This window comes from Peterkaempfera bronchialis, assembly GCF_003258605.2.
Lineage (GTDB): Bacteria > Actinomycetota > Actinomycetes > Streptomycetales > Streptomycetaceae > Peterkaempfera > Peterkaempfera bronchialis.
The window spans coordinates 2,154,559-2,173,495 of sequence record NZ_CP031264.1 but is presented as its reverse complement, the minus strand read 5'-3'; the positions used below and the strand labels follow the sequence as shown (position 1 = coordinate 2,173,495).

The following is an 18,937-nucleotide window of genomic DNA, read 5'->3' as shown; positions in this document are numbered from 1 at the left end:
TAGGTCACCGCTGCCCGACGCGGCCCCGTCCATCGGCTGCCTCACCTCCGGGGCAGCCCATCACATCCGGGCCCGGCTACCAGCGGGTTTTGCCGAATCGTGACCGCACGATGCGGGTATCGGTCCGTCACCTGCGCGACGGTCCGGACGCCTTCAGCGGCGGCCCCCCATGGTACGCCGGAGACCGGCCCGCCGATGTCGGCGCCCAGCCGTCAGTGGCGGTGCCCGGCGGGGGGAGCGGCGGGCGTCCGGTCGGTCATCGGCACCATTGCGGTGCGTTGTCGGCGGTTCCGCCCAGGACGCCAACCCGCCTGGGAGATGGAGGGATTGTGTCGGCGTGATGGTTGAGGCGTGCGCTACGCTGCAACACCGCCGGTCGTCAGGACACCCGTGCGGGTCCCTTCCGGAGCCTCCGTGCGCGGCAGCCCGAGGCATGCTCCGCGCGCCCGGGCCCATGGCCGCAGCAGGAATCCGCGCAGGCTCCGGACCACCATGCGAAAGGTGACGTCCCCTTGCAGAAGAGCCGTATATCCGCCGCCATCGCCGTCGCCGCCCTCGGCGCGACCACCGGCCTGCTCACCGCAGGCCCGGCGGAGGCCGCCGGATCGGTGCACCTCACCAAGATCTACTACGACAGCCCCGGCAAGGACACCCGCTCCAACGCGAGCCTCAACGCCGAGTACGTGCAGATCAAGAACACCACGTCCAAGGCGGTCAGCCTGCGCGGCTGGACCCTGGTCGACGCCTCCCGGCACTCCTACGTCTTCCCGTCCTTCACCCTCAAGCCGGGCAAGACCGTCACCGTCCACACCGGACGGGGCAGCAACACCGCCGCCCACCTCTACCAGCAGCGCCGCGCCTACGTGTGGAACAACGACCGCGACAAGGCCACCCTCAAGCGCGCCTCGGGCGCCGTGCAGGACACCTGCTCCTACAACGACAGCCGCCGCTCCTGGACCGCCTGCTGACCGACCCCCGGGCCCCGGCCGGCGCCGCTGCGCCGGCCGGGGCCGCGACCGGGACCGCGATCGGCTCAGGGCCGGTCGGCCGACGGCTGCTCCGCCGCGCGCGGGGTAGGCAGGCCGGGGTGCTCCAACTCCCATGCCACCTGGGCGACCTGGCTCACGGTCGCCAGCATGTCGGGCAGCCCGCCGCCGCCCTCCAGATGCCGGTACTCGGTGGCGATGGTGACCACCAGCCGCTCGGGCAGGGACATCCCCGGATGACGCCGCTCCGCGATGACCCGGCAGGCGGCCTCCAGGGCCGGGACCCCCGCCGTGTGCAGCCGGTGGGCGCGCTCGCGGACGTACTCCAGGTACCCGATGTGGCCCTGGACGCCCTCCCGGTCCAGGATCGGGCCGTGACCGGGGACGAAGGTCGACGCACCGGTGGCCAGCGCCCGCTCGCAGGCGGAGACCACGCCCGCCAGCGGGCCCGCCCAGTGCACGGGGTGGTCCCCCGGCTGGTCCGCGGTGTGGGCGAAGACCACGTCGCCGGTGAAGACCGTGCCCTGCTGCGGGAGATGGACCAGCAGGTCGCCCGCCGTGTGGGCCGGGGGCAGGGCGATGAGGTGCACCGGGATGTCCCCCACCTGCAGCTCCAACTCGCCGGTGAAGACCGTGCCGGGTCGGCGGACCTCGGTGCCCGACCAGTCGAAGCGGCCGAAGCTGCGCCTGAGGTACCAGCCCAGCACCGTGTCGGGGTCGATGCCGTGCACCAGGGCGTGGAGCTGCTCCGGGTCGGGCTCGTGGTCGATGTGGCCCAGGGTCTCCCGGGTGGCGATGACCTCCGCCTCCGGGACCACCTCCGCGCCCCACAGGTGATCGCCGTTCCCATGGGTCACGATGACCCGGTCGATGCGGGCACCCTCGGCGAGCAGCGGTCGGCCCAGCTCCAGGAACTCCAGGGCCCGGGCGCGGTCGTAGGGGCTGTCGATCCAGGCTGCGGTGCGACCCCTGCGGGGGCTCAGCAGCCCGCAGTTGGCCATGCCCCAGCCCGTGGAGGGCTGCGGCGACCAGATGTGCAGGTCGTCGGTGATCGTGCGCAGTCGCGCATGCGAGGTCATGGACGTCGATTGTGCCGACCGGGAAGTGTGCCGACCGGGAAGCCCGCCCGGGGCCCGTCTCGCCGACTCCTGGCAAGGGGCTGCCGGGCCATCGGCCGGAAACCGGGGTGTGGCAAGCTGTGCCGTCCGGTGCCGCCGAGACCCGGAGGATGAGAGCGCCGTGGCACGCCCCTCGATAACCCGCGCGCACCGTGCACTGATCGGCCTGGTCGCCGCCGGCGCCTGCCTGATCGCCGGTATCGGCTTCGCCGGTTCCTACAGCGCGGTGCGCGAGTTGGCCGTACGCAAAGGCTTCGGCACCTTCTCCTACGCCTTCCCGCTCGGCATCGATGCCGGGATCGTGGTGCTGCTGGCCCTGGACCTGGTGCTCACCTGGCTGCGCATCCCCTTCCCGCTGCTGCGGCAGACCGCGTGGCTGCTCACCGCCGCCACGGTGGTCTTCAACGCCGCCGCGTCCTACCCCGACCCGCTGGGGATGGGGATGCACGCCGCGATCCCGGTCCTCTTCGTGGTCGTGGTCGAGGCGGCCCGGCATGCCGTCGGCCGGATCGCGGACATCACGGCCGACCGGCACATGGAGTCGGTCCGGCTGGTCCGCTGGCTGCTGGCCCCGGTCCCGACCTTCCGGCTGTGGCGCCGTATGAAGCTCTGGGAGCTGCGCTCCTACGACGAGGTGGTGCGCCATGAGCAGAACCGCCTGGTGTACCGGGCCCGGCTGCGTGCCCGGTACGGGCGCAACTGGCGCCGCGCCGCGCCGATCGAGGCGCTGCTGCCGCTCAAGCTGGCCCGGTACGGGGTGCCGCTGGATGTCCCCGTCGAGCAGGAGCGGCAGCAGGACCAGGAGTGGGAGCAGCGTCAGGAGCGGGTGCAGGAGCGGACACAGGAGTCGGCGGGCACGGTGGATGGTCCGTCTCGGCCACGTGAGATCCCGCCGTCGGCGCTGGGGCAGCCCCGGCGGCTTCCGGGTCAGCGCAGTGCCCCAGCGGTGGAGTCCGAAGCCGAACCCGAACCCCAATCCGCGCCTGACCCTGCGCCCGAGCGGGAACCGGACCTGGAGCCCGAACCGGTCGTGGTGGCGTCGGTGAACGGGCACCGCCGCCCGCTGCTGGTGCCCGAGCCGCAGCGGAGGCGCCGGGTCGCGGAGCAGGAGCCCGCGCTCGACGAGCCGATGCCGGAGCCGGAGCCGATGCCCGAGCGTCGGCCCGAACCGCAGCCCGAACCGCAGCCCGAAGGTGTGCCGCAGTCGGTGTCCGCCGAGGCGGGGCCGTCCGGCGGCGAGCAGAAGCTCGACGTCTACCTCAAGGGCCTCTGCTCCTACATCGACACCTACGGCAAGGAACCCGACCACTTCCGCCTCTCCCAGCACCTCTTCCATGAGCACGGTGTGTCCGGCCGCCCGGGTCGCCCGGTCAGCCCGGACCAGCTGCGCCGGGTCTGGCCGCAGCTTCAGCAGCGGTACGCGGAGCTGGGCCGGGAGTAGGCGTGCCCGGCCCCGGGCCGCGCCGCGCCTCATCGCTCGGCCAGCCGGCGGCGGCACTCGGCCGCCAGCTCCGGGTAGGTACGGGCGATGGCGTCGTGGATGCGCTCCCGCAGCAGTTGGGCGGCCTCGGTGCGGCCCGCGCTGCCGTACAGGCCGTCCAGCAGGGCGTCATAGCCGGTCAGCCGGTGCCGCAGATAGTCGACCTGCCAGCGGGCGAGGGCGGCGGCGTCGGTGGTGGCGGCCACCGCAGGCCGGGGGACGTGGTCCGGCCGGTCCCAGGCGCGCTCGCGGTCGCGGCGGTTGCGGTGCCGTACCGCCTGCTCGGCCAGTTCGTCGCGGCTCAGCCGGGGCACTTCGACGGGCTCGGCCGCGATGCGGTCCAGCACCTCGCGCCGCCGCCGGGCCGCCGCCTCGCGGGCGGCGGCCGAACGGCGCGCGGCGGCGGCCAGCGAGCGGGCGAACTCCTCGGTGCCCTCGGCCGTCTCGACCCGCCCGATCGCATACATCCGGGTCGGGACGGCCGGGCCGTAGAAGGGACTTCGGCCCTGGGCGTCGGGCTCGCCCAGCAGGTCGCGGACCATGGACGGGGTCCAACCGCGTGCCCGCAGGGCCCCCAGGGTGTAGTAGGCGCGGTGCCGCTCGGCCCGCTCGCGGTCGGCGGCTGCGGCAGGCGTCAGGGCGTCGTTGTTCCGGGATTCCGCCATCGTCGTGTTCCCCCCGTCGTCCGGCGAAAGTCGGAACACTACGTATAGACCACACCACTGACAGTGACCCTTGTGGCGGTCGACGTGGACCGGGTCCCGGTGCCGGGAGAAGGGCTTCGCCGCCGTGGCTCAGGCGGCCGCAGGCCGGTCCGCCCGCTCGCTGCCGCCATGGATCGGCGCGGCCTCCGGGAGCCTGGCGGACGGCCGACCGCCCCGGGGAGAGCCGACCGTCGAGGAACCGCTGTCCGGGGCGCCCGGGGAGCCGGGGGCGACCGCCGACATGATGTCCAGCACGAAGACCAGCGTTGCGTCCGGTCCCACCCCCAGCGCCTCGCTGCCCTTGGCACCGAAGGCGTCCTCCGGCGGTGCCACCACCAGCAGCCGGGTGCCGACCGGCCGGCCGACCACGCTGCGCTCCAGCGCGTCGATCACCTGGTCGGCCCCGGCCTGGAACACCTGCGGGCGCTCGCCCGGGTCATATGAGCTGGCAAGCGCTCTGCCCGCCGTCCAGTCCGCCGCCGTGTAGTTGACGGTGACCCAGTCCTGCTGCCGTACCGCCGGACCGTCGCCCTCGCCCACCACGGCCAGGCCGAATGGTTCGTCATGGGGCAGCCGGTCCGGGAGGGTCAGCGAAGCCTTGGTGCCGAAGACACCCGAGACGGCGATGGCCGGATCCACGCCCTGGCCGTCCACCGCGCTGCCGCCCGCCCCTGCGCCTTCCCGCGAGGCGTCGGCGGTCGGCGGGCCGCCGGGGGAGGAGGCGCCCTGGCCCGACGGTCCGGTCACCGCCTGCCCGCCTGCCTCCCCCGGCCGGTTGACCATCGTGTACCCGAAGCCGCCGCCCGCCAGCAGCACCAGGGTGGCCGCTGCCGCCAGCAGCCGGGGCCGCCCGGGTCGGCGTACGGCGGGCCGCCGCTCCCGGGGCGCGTCCTGCCAACGGACGTGCTGCCAGGGGGAGTCCGCCACGGTCGGCGGCATCCAGTGGCCCGCGATTGCCGCCTCCAGCGCGCTCCCGCCCACCTGCGTGGTGGTGTACGCATGGGCGGCGGCCCCCGGCGTCGGGGGTTGGGCGGCCAGCAGCCGCAGGCATGCGTCGACCAGCTCCGCCGCCTCGGGCCGCAGCTCCGGATCCTTGGCCAGCGCCGCCCGCACCAGCGGCAGCAGCCCGACGGGCACCCCTGCGGTGTCGGCCTCCTCGCGCATGATGCGGTACGCCACCGCATCGGGTGCGCCGCTGCCGAAGGGCAGCCGCCCGGTGGCCGCGTACGCCACCAGGGCGCCCCAGGCGAAGACGTCCGCCGCCGTGCCCGCCCGTCGGCCCCGGTACTCCTCGGGGCTGGTCCAGCCCGGTGTCCCGGTCCAGCCGCCGGTGCGGGTGATCGAGGTCTCGTCCAGGACATGCGCGATGCCGAAGTCCAGCACCCGGGGGCCGCCCTCGGCCAGGATGATGTTGCCGGGCTTGAGGTCGCGGTGGACCACCCCGGCGGCGTGCACCCGGGCCAGGGCGCCCGCGACGCCCGCCGCCAGCGACAGCAGGGCGCCGGTGCCCAGCGTCCCCTGGCGGGCCAGGTGGTCGTGGAGCGTCGGACCGGCGATGTACTCGGTGGCCAGCCAGGGGCGCGCGGTGTCGGTGTCCGCCCCGAGCAGCGGCACCAGGCAGGGGCCGGTCACCCGGCGCAGCAGGTCCACCTCGCGACGGAAGCGGGCCCGGAACGACGGGTCGTCGGCGATCTCCGCGCGGACGACCTTCACCGCGACCCGGCGGCCCGCGCGGTCGGCGCCGGCGTACACGATGCCCATTCCGCCCGCACCCAGCCGACCCAGCACCCGGTACGGGCCGATCTCGGCGACGTCTCCGTCGACCAGGGGAAGAACGCGGCTGGTGGCCATGGCTCCTCGGGTGCGGGGTGGCGGGCCGATCCGCCACCCCGGCGGTGGCGGCCTACGGCTGCACGCATGACGCGGCGGAGCGCCGAAGGGTTCACGGCTGACGGCGTGGAGTGGCGGTGGGGGCGCTCGGCGGCCACCTGCTGCGGGGGCTGGGCTGCGGCGCGCTGCACCCCGCCGAGGTGGGCCGGGCCGGGCCGGAGGCCCTGGCGGGGTGGGCGGAGCCGGTGCGGGGTTCGGCCGTCCGGACTCCCGCATAGGGTGGGTGCCGTCACCGACCCGCCCCGCCGACCGAGAGCAGCCCCGCCATGTCCGACCAGCACCGCTACCTCACCGTCAAGCGGCCGGGACGGCATGAGACCGAGGTCAAGAAGTCCCGCTTCATCTGCTCGCTGGCCAGGGTCGCGGACGAGGAGGAGGCGCAGGCCTTCATCGCCGCCGTCCGCAAGGAGTTCTGGGACGCCCGGCACAACTGCACCGCCTTTGTCGTCGGCGACGAGCAGCGGCGGGAGCGCTCCAGCGACGACGGCGAACCGGCCGGCACCGCCGGGGTGCCGATGCTGGAGGTGCTGCGCCGCCGGGGCCTCACCGACACCGCCGCCGTGGTCACCCGCTACTTCGGCGGGGTGCTGCTCGGGGCGGGCGGGCTGGTCCGCGCCTATGGGTCCGCCGTCTCCGAAGCCCTGGACCAGGTCGGCATCGTGGAACGCCGCCCGGTCGCGCTGCTGGCCGTCACCGTGGACCACGCCCGCGCCGGGCGGCTGGAGAACGACCTGCGCGCCGCCGGACACGCCGTCCGTGACGTCTCCTACGACGCCGCCGGGGCCCGCATCGAGGTCGGCGTCCCCGAGCCCGGCACCGCCGCCTTCCACACCTGGCTCGCCGAGGCCACCGGAGGCACCGCCACCGCCCACCCGGCCGGCCGCACCCATGTCGAGGTCGACACGGCCTGACCGGGTCCGTCCGCCGGGGCCCGGCACACCGCCTCGCCGGATGCCCGCTCCATCTCCGCAGGCAGGCCCTGCCGCACAGCAGGCGACGCGGCAGGAGCAGCGCGGGGAGAGCAGCGGCCCGTTGCGGCGGGCGCGACGGAGTCCGTCGGCACCTCTGCCGGGGCGTCCGCACGCCGCACCGGTGCGGTGGCGCAGCGCGGGTCACTGCGCGCCGGGTGGGGCCACCGCCCCGGACAGGTCCCGATGACCGCCCGGTACGGCACCCCGGGCCCGGGTGGCGCAGGTCGGCCCGCCCCACGCCACATCGGGTCGAGGTGCCCCGGGGACCGACCCCCGCGCCCGACCGCCGATCACTCGAACGGATGACCGCCGCCCGATGCAGGAACTCCTGCCCCGGGCGGCGGCGTTCTCCCTCCACCGGTACGGACGCGGCACCACGTTCATACCGAAACCCGACACCGCACCCACGGAGGACAGCCGGACCCCACTGCCGCACCACGGGAGGACCTGCGCATGACCTACCAGACCCCGTCAGACCAGGCCGATTCACCAGCCACCCGCTACCGCATGGTGGTCACCAGCGGCCACGGCCATACCGACACCGCAGCCCTGGCCGACCAGCGGCTGCGCGGCTGGCTGAAGCGGGAGGGGTACGACGAGCCCCCACCCGCGCCCGCGACCGTCCCGGACCAGCCCGGCCCACCGGAGGCCACCCGCTACCGGATAGCAGACCGGACCTCCCTCGACCTCGACACAGGGCGGCTGCGCGGCGGCTCCGGGCGCTATCTACGCTGCCGGGTCCGCGAGCCGGCCCCGCACGGCACCCGGCAGACCACCCTCACCGTCGCCACCCCGCCGGGCGGCCCCACCTGGGTCCGGCTGGAGGCCGAGCACCTGCCCAGCGGCCCCTCGGTGCGGACCTCCGGCCGGGTGCCCGTCCCCGACCTGGCCCGCAGCCTGCTGCCGCTGCTCGACGCCGCCGACGGCCCGGGTGCCGTCCGCGACCATCCGACCGTCATCGGCCCCCGCGAGGTGGACCGCGTCATCGACGAGCTCTGCGATCCGGAGCGCCGGCTGCCGATCGTGGTCGCCAGCATCCCGGCCAACCTGGACCGCGACTCCTGGCTGGCCGACACGGTCGAACCGGTGCTGGCCAACCTCACCGGCCTCGCCGTCCTCTATGTCCTCGACCACTCCGCCCGCCCGGCCTTCAACCAGGCCCTGGAGTACCACCCGGTGTACGGCGGCGCCGTCCGCACCTACCTTCCCGGCCTCGACCCCGCCGCGCGCGGCGACGGCGTCCACCACCCGGTGATGTCCCGCCACCTCATCGAGGAGAATCCGCGCCGGGCCGCCGCCATCCTGGCCCGCGAGCCCCGCCGGCTCGCCGCCGACACCCCGCTGCCGGATGTGCTCGCCGACGTCCCGCCGCTGCGGGTGCTCCCCCTGCCGCAGCCGTCCCCCGCCACCGCCGCCGCCCTCGCCGACGAGACCGCCCAGGAGCAGCAGGCAGGGGTCGACGAGTTGCAGCACATCCGCCTCCAGCTGAGGTGTGCCGAGCGGCTGGAGCGCACCCTGCTCGCCGAGGCGGACGAGCAGTACGACGCGCTGCGGCATGCCCGGGCACAGGTACGGGTGCTCACCCGCAGGCTGGTCGCCGCCGCCGGGCCCGCCGCGGCCGACCCGGCCACCGTGGCCACCGACGCCCAGGACGACGAGGACGGTACCCCCGCATCCTTCTCCGATCTGGTCTCCCGGCTGGGCGAGTTCCCGGCCCTGGTGTTCACCGGGGAGGCCAAGGAGGCGATGGCCCTGGACGAGCAGAACGCGGGGTCCGGCTGGGCCCGGCTCGCCTGGGACGGCCTGCTCGCCCTTCAGGACTACGCGGACGCCGCCGTGCAGGGCCGGGCCGGGGGCGACTTCAAGCAGTGGTGCGAGCACACCCCGCCCGGCTGCCATCCCTTCCCGCCGCGCAAGGCGGTGCGCGGGGAGTCGCACACCGTGTCCACCAACGCCAAATGGAAGAAGGAGCGGATGCTGCCCGTGCCGCAGACCGTGGACCCGTCCGGCCGTGCCTTCATGGGCGCCCATCTGCGGATCGGCGGCGGTGGCACCGCACCCCGGCTGCACTACCTCGACGACTGCTCCGGCACCGGCCGGATCTACATCGGCTACATCGGCCTGCACCTGACCAACACCCGCACCAACTGAACCGGGAGGGCCTCCGGTGCGGGCTCCCGCGCCCCGGCGCATCCCCGTCCGCCGGAAAGCTCTCGGTGATCCCCCACAAAACTCCCTCCGGACGGGAGAATGCCTGAGGGGGTCGGCGAGGTGTGCCTACTGCGGCATCGACCAGAGCCGACCACCGAGGACCGACACCGCGCGACCGGACGAAGCCGACCACGGGGGAGCGACCGCCGATGCAGTACCCGCAGAGCCGCAGCACCGGCCGTTTCCCGCGCATTCCGGGCCGCCAGGGCCCGGACGACCCGGCGGAGGGGCTGGTCCCGGCCCAGGGCAACGACGCCCTGGACGCCGGCACCCTGGACGCCGGCACCCTTGACGCCGACACCCTTGACGCCGACACCCTGGACGAAGGCGCCCTGGACGAAGGCACCGCGACCCCCGGGCGCGAGGAGCCCGGGGACCGCGACCGCGACACCCGTCTCGCCCGGGAGCGCACCGCGACCGCCGCCGCCGAACTGGCACGCTTCCTCGACCTGCTGAGCCGGGCGGCCCGACCCGGCCCGGCCGTGGACTTCGCGTCCCAGCGGCGGCTCTACGAGCCACGCCCGTACACCGGGCCCGACCCGGCGGGTCCGCCCCGCTGGGAGGACTTCGCGCCGCCCGAGCCGCCGGACGGCTCCGAGGACAACCCGGACGGCTCCGACGCCGGCCCCGGCCGCCGCCTGCTGGACCCCGCCTACCAGCGGGAGCGCGCCCAGGCCCGGCTGCGCCACCAGCGCGCCCTGCGCGAATGGCGGGAGCAGCAGGAGCTGCTGGGCGACGGCGGCGCCGCCCCGCAGGACCGCGTCCACCGGGACCGGATCGAGCATGAGCGCGCCGAACTGGCCCGCGCCCGCGCCGTGGAGGAGTACAACGCCACCCTGGACGAGTGCCACCGCGCCTACCGGGCCGGGGAGCCCGCCGCCGTGGAGTCGCTCCTGGAGCGGGCACTGGCCGCCGCCGGCCACGCCACCCCCGACCTGCCCACGGCCTGCCGGGCGGCCTACCGGCCGCTCACCCGGACCGCCGTGCTCGACCTGGAGCTGCCCTCCCCGCAGATCGTCCCGTCCGTCGCCGGCTACCGCCCCGCCCCGGAGGGCGGCGGGCTGGAGCCGGTGCCGCGTCCCGACAGCGAGCGCGCCACCCACTACCTCCAGCTCGCCGCCCGCCTCACGCTGCGCGCCCTGCACGCGGTGGCGGCCGCCGACAGCGACGAGGTGCTCAGCGGCGTCGTCCTCAACGGCTATGTCCGAGGCCCCGGCACACCCCCCGGCGGCAGCTGCCTGCTCACCGTGGACGCCGACCGGGACGACCTGGCCCGCACCCGGCTGCTGCCGGCCGGCCCCGCACCGGCCGCCCCCGACCTGGAGGACGCGCTCGCCGTGCTGCGGGCCCTGCCCTCCACGGTCACCCCGGACCCATACGGTCCCGTCGCCGTCCCGCCGCACGCCACCGCCGGCGCGGCCGTGCCGGCCGCCGCCGACCTGTCGCCGGCCGAGTTCGGCCGACTGGTCCGGGAGCTGCTGGCCCGGATGGGGCTCGACGGCTGGACACCCCGGCTCCAGGGCCGCGACGGTCTGGTCGCGGTCGCCGACGGCACCGACGGCACTGCGCTGCCCGGCCGCTGGGTGGTGTGGGCGGCCCGCCGCCCCGGCAGCGTGGACGCCGACGCGGTACGCACCCTGGACGAGGCCGTCACCGAGGAGTCGGCCGACGGCGGGCTCTGGCTGACCACCACCCACTTCACCCCCGAAGCGGCCGAGCTCGCCGCCGCCGAGGACGGCCTGCTGCTGATCGACGGTGAGCGCCTGCGCCTGCTGCTCCGCACCCATCTGGGTGAAGAGTTGGCGGGCGAGGGCTGACCGCGCGGCCCGGCGACTGGGCCATCCGCAGGCAGGTCCTGTTCCCGGCGGCCCCGGCCTGTCAGGCTGGTGGCCATGGGAATCGCCTTCATGGACCGGTGGCGGGCACGACACGAGGAGACGATCGGCGCGGGCCCGGACGGGACCGACGCGGGGGAAGGGATCGGTGGGCTGCTCGCCGAGTGCGAGCTGCTGCGCGAGCAGGCGGACGAGGCCGGTGTCGTGCTGGACGACAGCCGGGCCTCGCTCGCCGCTCTGGACCAGCTGCTGCCGCGCTGGCGGGACGACCCGGAGGCGTCGGAGTGGCTGGGCAACGACGCCGGCCTCTACCTCGGGACGGTCATCGTCCGCACGGTGCCGGGCGCGGTCTGGCGGATCTGGCCGGACGGCCGCCCGGTGGTGCTGCTGCGCGCGGGCAGGGAGCTGGACGTGGTGCGGATGGGGCACGGCTGGGCCACCGACGGCTACCCGGAGCTGGCCGCGGTCTATGCGGAGGTGGAGGAGGACTGACCGGTGTCAGGGCCCGGCCGGTGAGGGCTGCCTGCCCTCCACGGTGGGATGCTCGGGCAGCGCCGCAGCGGCCACCCGGAACACCGCCACGGCCTTGAACGGGGCCAGGCACTCCGGCGGCACGGTGGCGGCGCCCGTCCAGCGCACGGTCAGGTCGCTGCCGTCCGCCCAGAGTTCGGCGCTGCGCGGCTGGCCGCATCCGGCCGTGCCGACCACCGCGACCAGGGCCTGGCCGGGCGCCGGGTGGACGGTGCCCGGGCGGTCCAGGCGGGCGCGCAGCTGGGCGGCGACCGTGCGTTCCCCGCTGCGGTCGAACCAGCCGGGGTACCTCCGGGCCTGCTGCGGGGTGGTCAGTACCGCGTCGGCGCCGCCGGAGAGGCCGACCGCCGCATGGAGGTAGTCGAGCCCGCTGGCCACCCGGTGCGGCCCGGCCGGGGCAGCGGACGGCGGCGTGGTGGGCGGCGCGGACGGCGGCGCGGTGATCCGGCCGGACGGCGTTGTGGTGGGCGGGTCCACCCCGGGGGAGACCTCCGAGGGCGCGGCGGAGCCGCAGGCGGTCAGCGCGCCCATGCTCAGCAGGGCGGCCAGCAGACCGGCCGCCGCCCGATGGCGTCCGGCCGGGGGGCCGGTCGGAACCGTGGACCGGTCGATGTGCGTCGCATCCATGCCAATCCGACGTGGTCCGCCTGCACCCGGTTCCGCCCGCACCCCGTTCCGCCCGTACCCGGTTCCGCCCGTACGGAGCAGCAGCGCGGGCGGCCCCTGCGGCTCCGTACACACGATGGGCGGACGAACGCCGCCCCGGCCGCCCGGCAGCCTCGGCGGTCGCACGCGCGAGAGAGCGAGGGCATGACCGCAGTCCTGGTCGCCTCCGGCGCCTTTCTGATGACCCTGCTCGGCGGCTGGGTGGCCCAGCACATCGGGGACCGCCGCCACCTGGTGCTCGGCCTGGCGGCCGGTCTGATGCTCGGCGTCGTCGCCTTCGATCTGCTGCCGGAGTCGCTGCGGGCCGAGCCCGGCCTGCTCCTGGGCGTCCCCGCCGCGCTGCTGGCCTTTGTCCTCGGCTTCCTGGTCCTGCACATCGTGGAGCGCTCGGTGGCGATCCACCGGGGCCATGAGGACGAGTACGCCGCACACACCCACCATCTGGGCAGCGCACACCCGCACGCACACCCGCACGGCCACCGGCTCGCGCCCGCGGACGCCCGGGCGGGCCGACTCCCGGGCATCGGCCTCACCGCCGGGGCCGCCCTGGTCGGCCACAGCGTGCTGGACGGCTTTGCGATCGGCGCCGCCTTCCAGGCCGGCGGGACGGTCGGGGTGGCCGTCGCCATCGCCGTGATCGCCCATGACTTCGCCGACGGCTTCAACACGTACACCGTCATCCGGCTGTACGGGAACAACCACCGCCGCGCCGCCGCACTGCTGACCGCCGACGCGCTGGCGCCGGTCACCGGCGCGGCGGTGACCCTGGCCTTCACCATCCCGACCCGGCTGCTCGGCCTCTACCTGGGGTTCTTCGCCGGTTTCCTGCTCTACCTGGCGACCTCGGACATCCTGCCCGAGGCGCACAGCGCCCACCCCTCCCGGGTCACCCTGCTCTGCACCGTCACCGGGGCGCTCTTCATATGGCTGGTCATCGGCCTGGCCTGAGAGCGCCGCCGGCCGCCGCAGCGCCGTCCAGCGGATCGGGCGCCGCCCCGCGCGGCGGCCAGTGGTCCCGCATCGCGGCCAGCGCCGCCGTGATCGCCGGGCGGCGCGACGCCTGCCGCCGCCAGAGCGGTCCCCGTCTTCGGCATGTCGTCGGCCTGGCTGCTGCTCGGCGAGCGGATCAGCCCGCAGGCCGGCTGCGCCGCCGCGCTGGTGATCGCCGGGGTCGGCCTGACCGCGCTCAGGCCGCGCCGCCGGAGCGGCGCCGCCCCCGACCCGAGCACTCCGCCCGCGCCGCGTATGACGCCTCCGCGTTCCGCAGGGCTCGCAGCATCGCCTCCCGGTCCTCCGCATTGATTCCGGCGAAGTACTCCTCCGCGACCTCCTGCCGGACCCGGCCGATCCGCTGCATGGCTCCCTGGCCCGCCGGGGTGAGGTGCAGGCCGACGGCCCGCCGGTCGGCCGGGTCCGGTACGCGCTCCACCAGACCGGAGGCCTCCAGTGCGTCGACCACGGTGGTCGCCGAGCGGGGGGCGATGTGCAGCCGGTCGGCCAGTTCGCTGAGGCGCATCGCGCGGCCGGGCGTCTCGCAGTCGGCGGCGTGCGCCAGGACGCGCAGGGCCCGGCCCTGGCCGGGGGTGATGCCGTACGGCTCCAGGCGGGTGGCGGTCTGCCGGCGCATCCGCTTCATCGCACGCATCAGCGCGTCGGCGAGCTCGGCGGCGTCGCCGGGTTCGGCGGTGTCTTCGGGGTCGGCGGTGTCTTCGGGTTCGGCAGGGTCGCTGAACTCGGCTGCATCGCCGGGGTCGGCGGCGGCCGGGCCGTCGGGGGAGGGGCGGGAAGGGTGGTCGGCGGGGCCATGGCGGGGCTCCTCGGTGCGCGGTGGTCGCCCAGCGTAGCGGCAGGGTGAGGGAGGCACATGTTGAGCTACGCTCACCATTGTCCGCTTCGGCACGCGCGACACCGGCGCGCCCGCCCTGGTCCACCGCAACCAGGGCGACCCGGCCTGAGCCCGCCCGACCCCCGCCCGACCCCCGACCCCCGGCGCGGCGGCGCGTCAGCGAGGCAGCTGCGCCTCGATCGCGGCGATGACCTCCTCGGCCTCCGGCTCGGTGCGCGGCCGGATGCGGGCCACCGGCTCACCCTGCGGGGAGATGATCCACTTCTCGAAGTTCCACTGGACGTCACCCGCCGCCCCCGACTCGTCGGCCACCTGCGTCAGCTCGGCGAAGAGCGGGTGCCGGTTCTCCCCGTTGACCTCGGTCTTCTCAAAGAGGGGGAAGGAGACCCCGTAGGTGGTCGAGCAGAAGCTCAGGATCTCCTCCGCAGTGCCCGGCTCCTGCCCCGCGAACTGGTTGCAGGGGAAGCCCAGCACCGCGAAGCCGCGCTCCGCATAGCGCTGCTGAAGCCGCTCCAGGCCCTCGTACTGCGGGGTCAGGCCGCACTTGGAGGCGACGTTCACCAGCAGCAGGGCCTTGCCCCGGTAGTCGGCGAGCGAGGTGGCCTCGCCGGTCAGGGTGCGCAGCGGGATGTCGTACAGGCTCACGGGAGTTCCCTTCGAGGGTTCGGGACGCAGATCGTGCGGCAGCGACAACCGCCCCGCTCCCGTAGCTGTTCCCGGCGGCCTCACCCGTGCCGGTGGTGCAGGCAGCGGAGCCGGCCCCCGATGTCGGAGCCACGGGGTACGGTTCGTGCCGAGGCGTACCGCAGACCGCAGGGGGTGGACGCATGGGCGGACGCGCGGCGGTCCAGCAGCAGACGGGGCAGGCTGGACAGGCGGGGCAGGCTGGACAGGCGGGCCAGACGGGGCAGGCAGGGCAGACGGGGCAGGCAGCGCAGCGGCAGCTCGCCGTGGTCGAGGGCGTGCTCGAACGGATCACCTACGCCAACGAGGAGACCGGCTACACCGTCGCCCGCGTCGACACCGGCCGTGGGGCGAACGACCTGCTGACCGTCGTAGGCGCGCTGCTCGGCGCCCAGCCGGGGGAGTCGCTGCGGCTGCACGGCCGCTGGGGCTCGCACCCCCAGTACGGCAAGCAGTTCACGGTGGAGAACTACACCACGGTGCTGCCCGCCACCGTCCAGGGCATCCGCCGCTATCTCGGCTCCGGGCTGATCAAGGGCATCGGCCCGCGCCTCGCCGAGCGGATCGTGGACCACTTCGGCACCGAGACCCTGGAGGTGATCGAGCAGCAGCCGGCCCGCCTGATCGAGGTCCCCAAGCTCGGTCCCAAGCGCACCAAGCTGATCGCCGCCGCCTGGGAGGAGCAGAAGGCCATCAAGGAGGTGATGGTCTTCCTCCAGGGCGTGGGCGTCTCCACCTCCCTCGCCGTGCGCATCTACAAGCAGTACGGCGACAGCTCCATCGGCGTGGTCAAGAACCAGCCCTACCGGCTGGCCGCCGACGTCTGGGGCATCGGCTTCCTCACCGCCGACCGGATCGCGCAGGCGGTCGGCATCCCGCATGACAGCCCCGAGCGGGTCAAGGCCGGCCTTCAGTACGCCCTGTCGCAGAGCAGCGACCAGGGGCACTGCTACCTCCCCGAGGAGCGGCTGATCGCCGACGGGGTGAAGCTGCTCCAGGTGGACGTCGGCCTGGTGATCGACTGCCTGGCGGAGCTGGTCGCCGAGGAGGGCGTGGTGCGCGAGCAGCTGCCCTCCCCCGACCCGGGCGGAGCCCCCGTCACCGCCGTCTACCTGGTCCCCTTCCACCGCGCCGAGATCTCGCTGGCCAACCAGCTGCTGCGGCTGCTCCGCGCCGACACCGACCGGATGCCCGGCTTCGCCGAGGTCGACTGGGAGCGGGCGCTCGGCTGGCTGCACACCCGGACCGGCGCCGACCTCGCGCCCGAGCAGGAGCAGGCGGTGCGCCTCGCGCTCACCGAGAAGGTCGCGGTGCTCACCGGCGGCCCCGGCTGCGGCAAGTCCTTCACCGTGAAGTCCATCGTCACCCTCGCGCTGGCCAAGAAGGCCAAGGTGGTGATGGCCGCCCCCACCGGCCGGGCCGCCAAGCGGCTGTCCGAGCTCACCGGCTGCGAGGCGTCCACCGTGCACCGGCTGCTGGAGCTGCGCCCGGGCGGTGACGCCGCATACGACCGCGACAATCCGCTGGACGCCGATCTGGTGGTGGTGGACGAGGCCTCCATGCTGGACCTGATCCTGGCCAACAAGCTGGTCAAGGCGGTCGCCCCCGGCGCCCATCTGCTGCTGGTGGGGGATGTCGACCAGCTGCCCTCGGTGGGCGCCGGCGAGGTGCTGCGCGATGTGCTCGCCGACCGTGGGCCCATCCCCGCCGTACGGCTGACCAGGATCTTCCGCCAGGCCCAGCAGTCCGGTGTGGTCGTCAATGCGCACCGGATCAATGAGGGCCTGCCCCCGATCACCGAGGGCCTGGCGGATTTCTTCCTCTTTGTCGAGGACGACGCCGAGCGTGCCGCCGGGCTGACGGTGGACGTGGTGGCCCGGCGCATCCCCGCCCGGTTCGGGCTGGACCCGCGCCGCGACATCCAGGTGCTGGCGCCGATGCACCGTGGCCCGGCCGGCGCGGGCAACCTCAATGTGCTGCTCCAGGCCGCCGTCACCCCCGCCCGCCCCGACGCGCCGGAGCGGCGCTTCGGCGGCCGCACCTTCCGGGTCGGCGACAAGGTCACCCAGATCCGCAACAACTACGAGAAGGGGGCCAACGGCGTCTTCAACGGCACCGTCGGCGTGGTCACCGGGATCAACAGCGAGGAGCAGCGGCTGACGGTGCTCACCGACGAGGACGAGGAGGTCCCGTACGCCTTCGACGAGTTGGACGAGCTGGCGCACGCCTATGCGGTGACCATTCACCGCTCCCAGGGCAGCGAGTACCCGGCGGTGGTGATCCCGGTCACCACCTCGGCCTGGACGATGCTCCAGCGCAACCTGCTGTACACGGCCGTCACCCGGGCGAAACGCATGGTGGTGCTGGTCGGCTCGCGCAAGGCGCTCGGCCAGGCGGTGCGTACCGTCAGCGCAGGTCGGCGGCACTCGGCCCTCGACCACCGGCTGGCCGCCGGTTAGCGTGGCGTTCAAGGAACGAAGGCATGCCACCGCCCTCCTTTGGGCCACCCCGGGTGGGCGGCTGTCCCCCGGATGGGGGAAGGTAGACCTAGTCAGGGCACCTTGGAAGAGGTTTCATTCGTCGGTGAGGAAGACGTGAGCGACAACTCGGTAGTACTGCGGTACCAGGACGGCGAGTACGAATACCCCGTCGTCGAGAGCTCTGCGGGCAACGCCGGCTTCGACATCTCGAAGCTGCGTGCGCAGACCGGCCTGGTCACGCTGGACAACGGCTTCGGCAACACCGCTGCGTACAAGTCCGCGATCACCTTCGTGGACGGCGAGAACGGCATCCTGCGCTACCGCGGCTACCCCATCGAGCAGCTGGCGGAGCACGGCAGCTTCATCGAGACCGCATACCTCCTGATCAACGGTGAGCTGCCGACCGCCGAGCAGCTCGCGGAGTTCCGCAACGAGATCACGCAGCACACCCTGCTGCATGAGGACGTCAAGCGGTTCTACGGGGGCTTCCCGCGCGACGCCCACCCGATGGCGATGCTGTCCTCGGTGGTCAGCGCCCTGTCCACCTTCTACCAGGACAGCCACAACCCGTTCGACCCGGAGCAGCGGCACCTCTCCACCGTGCGCCTGCTCGCCAAGCTCCCCACCATCGCCGCGTATGCGTACAAGAAGTCGGTGGGCCACCCGTTCGTCTATCCGCGCAACGACCTCGGCTATGTCGAGAACTTCCTGCGGATGACCTTCGCCGTGCCCGCCGAGGAGTACGAGCTCAACCCGGTGGTCGTCAGCGCGCTGGACAAGCTGCTGATCCTGCACGCCGACCACGAGCAGAACTGCTCCACCTCCACGGTGCGGCTGGTCGGCTCCAGCCAGGCCAACCAGTTCGCCTCCATCTCGGCCGGCATCTCCGCCCTGTGGGGCCCGCTGCACGGCGGCGCCAACCAGGCCGTGCTGGAGATGCTGGAGAAGATCAAGAGCGATGGCGGCGACGTCGACGCCTTCATCCGCAAGGTGAAGAACCGCGAGGACGGCGTGAAGCTCATGGGCTTCGGTCACCGCGTCTACAAGTCCTTCGACCCGCGCGCCCAGATCATCAAGGGCGCCGCGCACGACGTCCTCTCCCAGCTGGGCAAGGCCGACGAGCTGCTGGACATCGCGCTGAAGCTGGAGGAGCACGCGCTCTCCGACGACTTCTTCGTCGAGCGCAAGCTCTACCCCAACGTCGACTTCTACACCGGTCTGATCTACCGCGCCATGGGCTTCCCCACCAGCATGTTCACCGTGCTGTTCGCCCTCGGCCGGCTGCCGGGCTGGATCGCCCACTGGCATGAGATGATCAAGGACCCGGGCAGCCGCATCGGCCGTCCGCGCCAGATCTACACCGGTGTCGAGATCCGCGACTACGTCGCCCTCGGCGACCGCTGACCGCAGCGGGCACCCCGGCATGGCAGGGCCCGGCTGCTCTCCCCCCGACAGGGGGGAGAGCAGCCGGGCCCGCAGTCTTCCCCGCCTCGCGACGGGGGCGGCGCACGACGCCGGACGCCGACCCGGGACGG

16 protein-coding genes are annotated in these 18,937 nt (G+C 74.3%); 10 read left to right on the top strand and 6 right to left on the bottom strand.

Annotation, left to right across the window (positions count from 1 at the left end):
- Positions 1 to 512: 512 nt before the first annotated feature.
- The gene (locus tag C7M71_RS09490; RefSeq protein ID WP_111493615.1) at positions 513 to 968 is read left to right on the top strand and encodes a lamin tail domain-containing protein; all 456 of its coding nucleotides are present in this window, start codon (positions 513 to 515) and stop codon (positions 966 to 968) included.
- Between the two features lie 65 nt (positions 969 to 1,033).
- Here the strand turns inward: C7M71_RS09490 and C7M71_RS09485 are convergent, their stop codons facing one another.
- Entirely contained in the window at positions 1,034 to 2,065 is a 1,032-nt protein-coding gene (locus C7M71_RS09485) for an MBL fold metallo-hydrolase (protein ID WP_111493613.1), read from the bottom strand.
- Between the two features lie 160 nt (positions 2,066 to 2,225).
- Between C7M71_RS09485 and C7M71_RS09480 the strand changes: the two genes are divergently transcribed.
- Positions 2,226 to 3,545 carry a DUF2637 domain-containing protein gene (locus tag C7M71_RS09480; RefSeq protein WP_111493610.1) on the top strand — a complete coding sequence of 440 codons (1,320 nt, stop codon included), beginning with the start codon at positions 2,226 to 2,228 and terminating at the stop codon, positions 3,543 to 3,545.
- 29 nt (positions 3,546 to 3,574) lie between these two features.
- On the opposite strand, the gene C7M71_RS09475 is transcribed toward C7M71_RS09480, so the two are convergent.
- Together C7M71_RS09475 and C7M71_RS09470 are read right to left on the bottom strand one after the other, a co-directional pair.
- Positions 3,575 to 4,249 carry a hypothetical protein gene (locus C7M71_RS09475; protein ID WP_229758634.1) on the bottom strand — a complete coding sequence of 225 codons (675 nt, stop codon included), beginning with the start codon at positions 4,247 to 4,249 and terminating at the stop codon, positions 3,575 to 3,577.
- A gap of 129 nt (positions 4,250 to 4,378) precedes the next feature.
- Entirely contained in the window at positions 4,379 to 6,139 is a 1,761-nt protein-coding gene (locus C7M71_RS09470; RefSeq protein WP_111493646.1) for a protein kinase domain-containing protein, read from the bottom strand.
- A gap of 116 nt (positions 6,140 to 6,255) precedes the next feature.
- Here C7M71_RS09470 and C7M71_RS30570 point away from each other — a divergent pair, with 116 nt between their 5' ends.
- From C7M71_RS30570 to C7M71_RS09450, 5 genes are all read left to right on the top strand, one after another.
- Positions 6,256 to 6,396, top strand: coding sequence for a hypothetical protein (locus C7M71_RS30570; RefSeq protein WP_162824197.1), 141 nt, complete (start codon positions 6,256 to 6,258; stop codon positions 6,394 to 6,396).
- 48 nt (positions 6,397 to 6,444) lie between these two features.
- Positions 6,445 to 7,089: a YigZ family protein gene (locus C7M71_RS09465; protein ID WP_111493644.1), complete on the top strand. Its 645-nt coding sequence runs from the start codon at positions 6,445 to 6,447 to the stop codon at positions 7,087 to 7,089.
- A 513-nt stretch (positions 7,090 to 7,602) separates the two neighbouring features.
- Entirely contained in the window at positions 7,603 to 9,300 is a 1,698-nt protein-coding gene (locus tag C7M71_RS09460; protein WP_111493642.1) for a hypothetical protein, read from the top strand.
- Positions 9,301 to 9,509: 209 nt separating this feature from the next.
- Positions 9,510 to 11,177: a restriction endonuclease gene (locus C7M71_RS09455; protein ID WP_111493640.1), complete on the top strand. Its 1,668-nt coding sequence runs from the start codon at positions 9,510 to 9,512 to the stop codon at positions 11,175 to 11,177.
- A 75-nt stretch (positions 11,178 to 11,252) separates the two neighbouring features.
- Positions 11,253 to 11,687 (top strand): DUF6278 family protein, encoded by a 435-nt coding sequence (locus C7M71_RS09450; RefSeq protein ID WP_111493638.1) that lies wholly within the window; start codon positions 11,253 to 11,255, stop codon positions 11,685 to 11,687.
- A 6-nt stretch (positions 11,688 to 11,693) separates the two neighbouring features.
- Here the strand turns inward: C7M71_RS09450 and C7M71_RS09445 are convergent, their stop codons facing one another.
- Positions 11,694 to 12,353: a hypothetical protein gene (locus C7M71_RS09445; protein WP_114914286.1), complete on the bottom strand. Its 660-nt coding sequence runs from the start codon at positions 12,351 to 12,353 to the stop codon at positions 11,694 to 11,696.
- Between the two features lie 183 nt (positions 12,354 to 12,536).
- Here C7M71_RS09445 and C7M71_RS09440 point away from each other — a divergent pair, with 183 nt between their 5' ends.
- A complete protein-coding gene (locus tag C7M71_RS09440; RefSeq protein ID WP_111492324.1) occupies positions 12,537 to 13,340 on the top strand; it encodes a ZIP family metal transporter in 804 nt (267 codons plus the stop codon).
- Positions 13,341 to 13,578: 238 nt separating this feature from the next.
- Here C7M71_RS09440 and C7M71_RS09430 read toward each other — a convergent pair whose 3' ends face one another.
- The gene (locus C7M71_RS09430; RefSeq protein WP_407675879.1) at positions 13,579 to 14,256 is read right to left on the bottom strand and encodes a MarR family winged helix-turn-helix transcriptional regulator; all 678 of its coding nucleotides are present in this window, start codon (positions 14,254 to 14,256) and stop codon (positions 13,579 to 13,581) included.
- Positions 14,257 to 14,394: 138 nt separating this feature from the next.
- Positions 14,395 to 14,883, bottom strand: a complete 489-nt coding sequence (locus tag C7M71_RS09425) for a glutathione peroxidase (RefSeq protein ID WP_111492323.1) — start codon at positions 14,881 to 14,883, stop codon at positions 14,395 to 14,397.
- A gap of 182 nt (positions 14,884 to 15,065) precedes the next feature.
- Here C7M71_RS09425 and recD2 point away from each other — a divergent pair, with 182 nt between their 5' ends.
- Positions 15,066 to 17,381, top strand: a complete 2,316-nt coding sequence (gene recD2, locus C7M71_RS09420) for an SF1B family DNA helicase RecD2 (RefSeq protein WP_111492322.1) — start codon at positions 15,066 to 15,068, stop codon at positions 17,379 to 17,381.
- A 135-nt stretch (positions 17,382 to 17,516) separates the two neighbouring features.
- Positions 17,517 to 18,806, top strand: a complete 1,290-nt coding sequence (locus tag C7M71_RS09415; protein WP_111492321.1) for a citrate synthase — start codon at positions 17,517 to 17,519, stop codon at positions 18,804 to 18,806.
- Positions 18,807 to 18,937: the final 131 nt, after the last annotated feature.

Excerpts from the sequence above, each read along its gene's own strand:
- C7M71_RS09485 (WP_111493613.1), bottom strand. The coding sequence starts at position 2,065 with ATGACCTCGCATGCGCGACTGCGCACGATCACCGACGACCTGCACATC.
- C7M71_RS09475 (WP_229758634.1), bottom strand. The coding sequence starts at position 4,249 with ATGGCGGAATCCCGGAACAACGACGCCCTGACGCCTGCCGCAGCCGCC.
- C7M71_RS09470 (WP_111493646.1), bottom strand. The coding sequence starts at position 6,139 with ATGGCCACCAGCCGCGTTCTTCCCCTGGTCGACGGAGACGTCGCCGAG.
- C7M71_RS09465 (WP_111493644.1), top strand. The coding sequence starts at position 6,445 with ATGTCCGACCAGCACCGCTACCTCACCGTCAAGCGGCCGGGACGGCAT.
- C7M71_RS09460 (WP_111493642.1), top strand. The coding sequence starts at position 7,603 with ATGACCTACCAGACCCCGTCAGACCAGGCCGATTCACCAGCCACCCGC.
- C7M71_RS09455 (WP_111493640.1), top strand. The coding sequence starts at position 9,510 with ATGCAGTACCCGCAGAGCCGCAGCACCGGCCGTTTCCCGCGCATTCCG.
- C7M71_RS09450 (WP_111493638.1), top strand. The coding sequence starts at position 11,253 with ATGGGAATCGCCTTCATGGACCGGTGGCGGGCACGACACGAGGAGACG.
- C7M71_RS09445 (WP_114914286.1), bottom strand. The coding sequence starts at position 12,353 with ATGGATGCGACGCACATCGACCGGTCCACGGTTCCGACCGGCCCCCCG.
- C7M71_RS09440 (WP_111492324.1), top strand. The coding sequence starts at position 12,537 with ATGACCGCAGTCCTGGTCGCCTCCGGCGCCTTTCTGATGACCCTGCTC.
- recD2 (WP_111492322.1), top strand. The coding sequence starts at position 15,066 with ATGGGCGGACGCGCGGCGGTCCAGCAGCAGACGGGGCAGGCTGGACAG.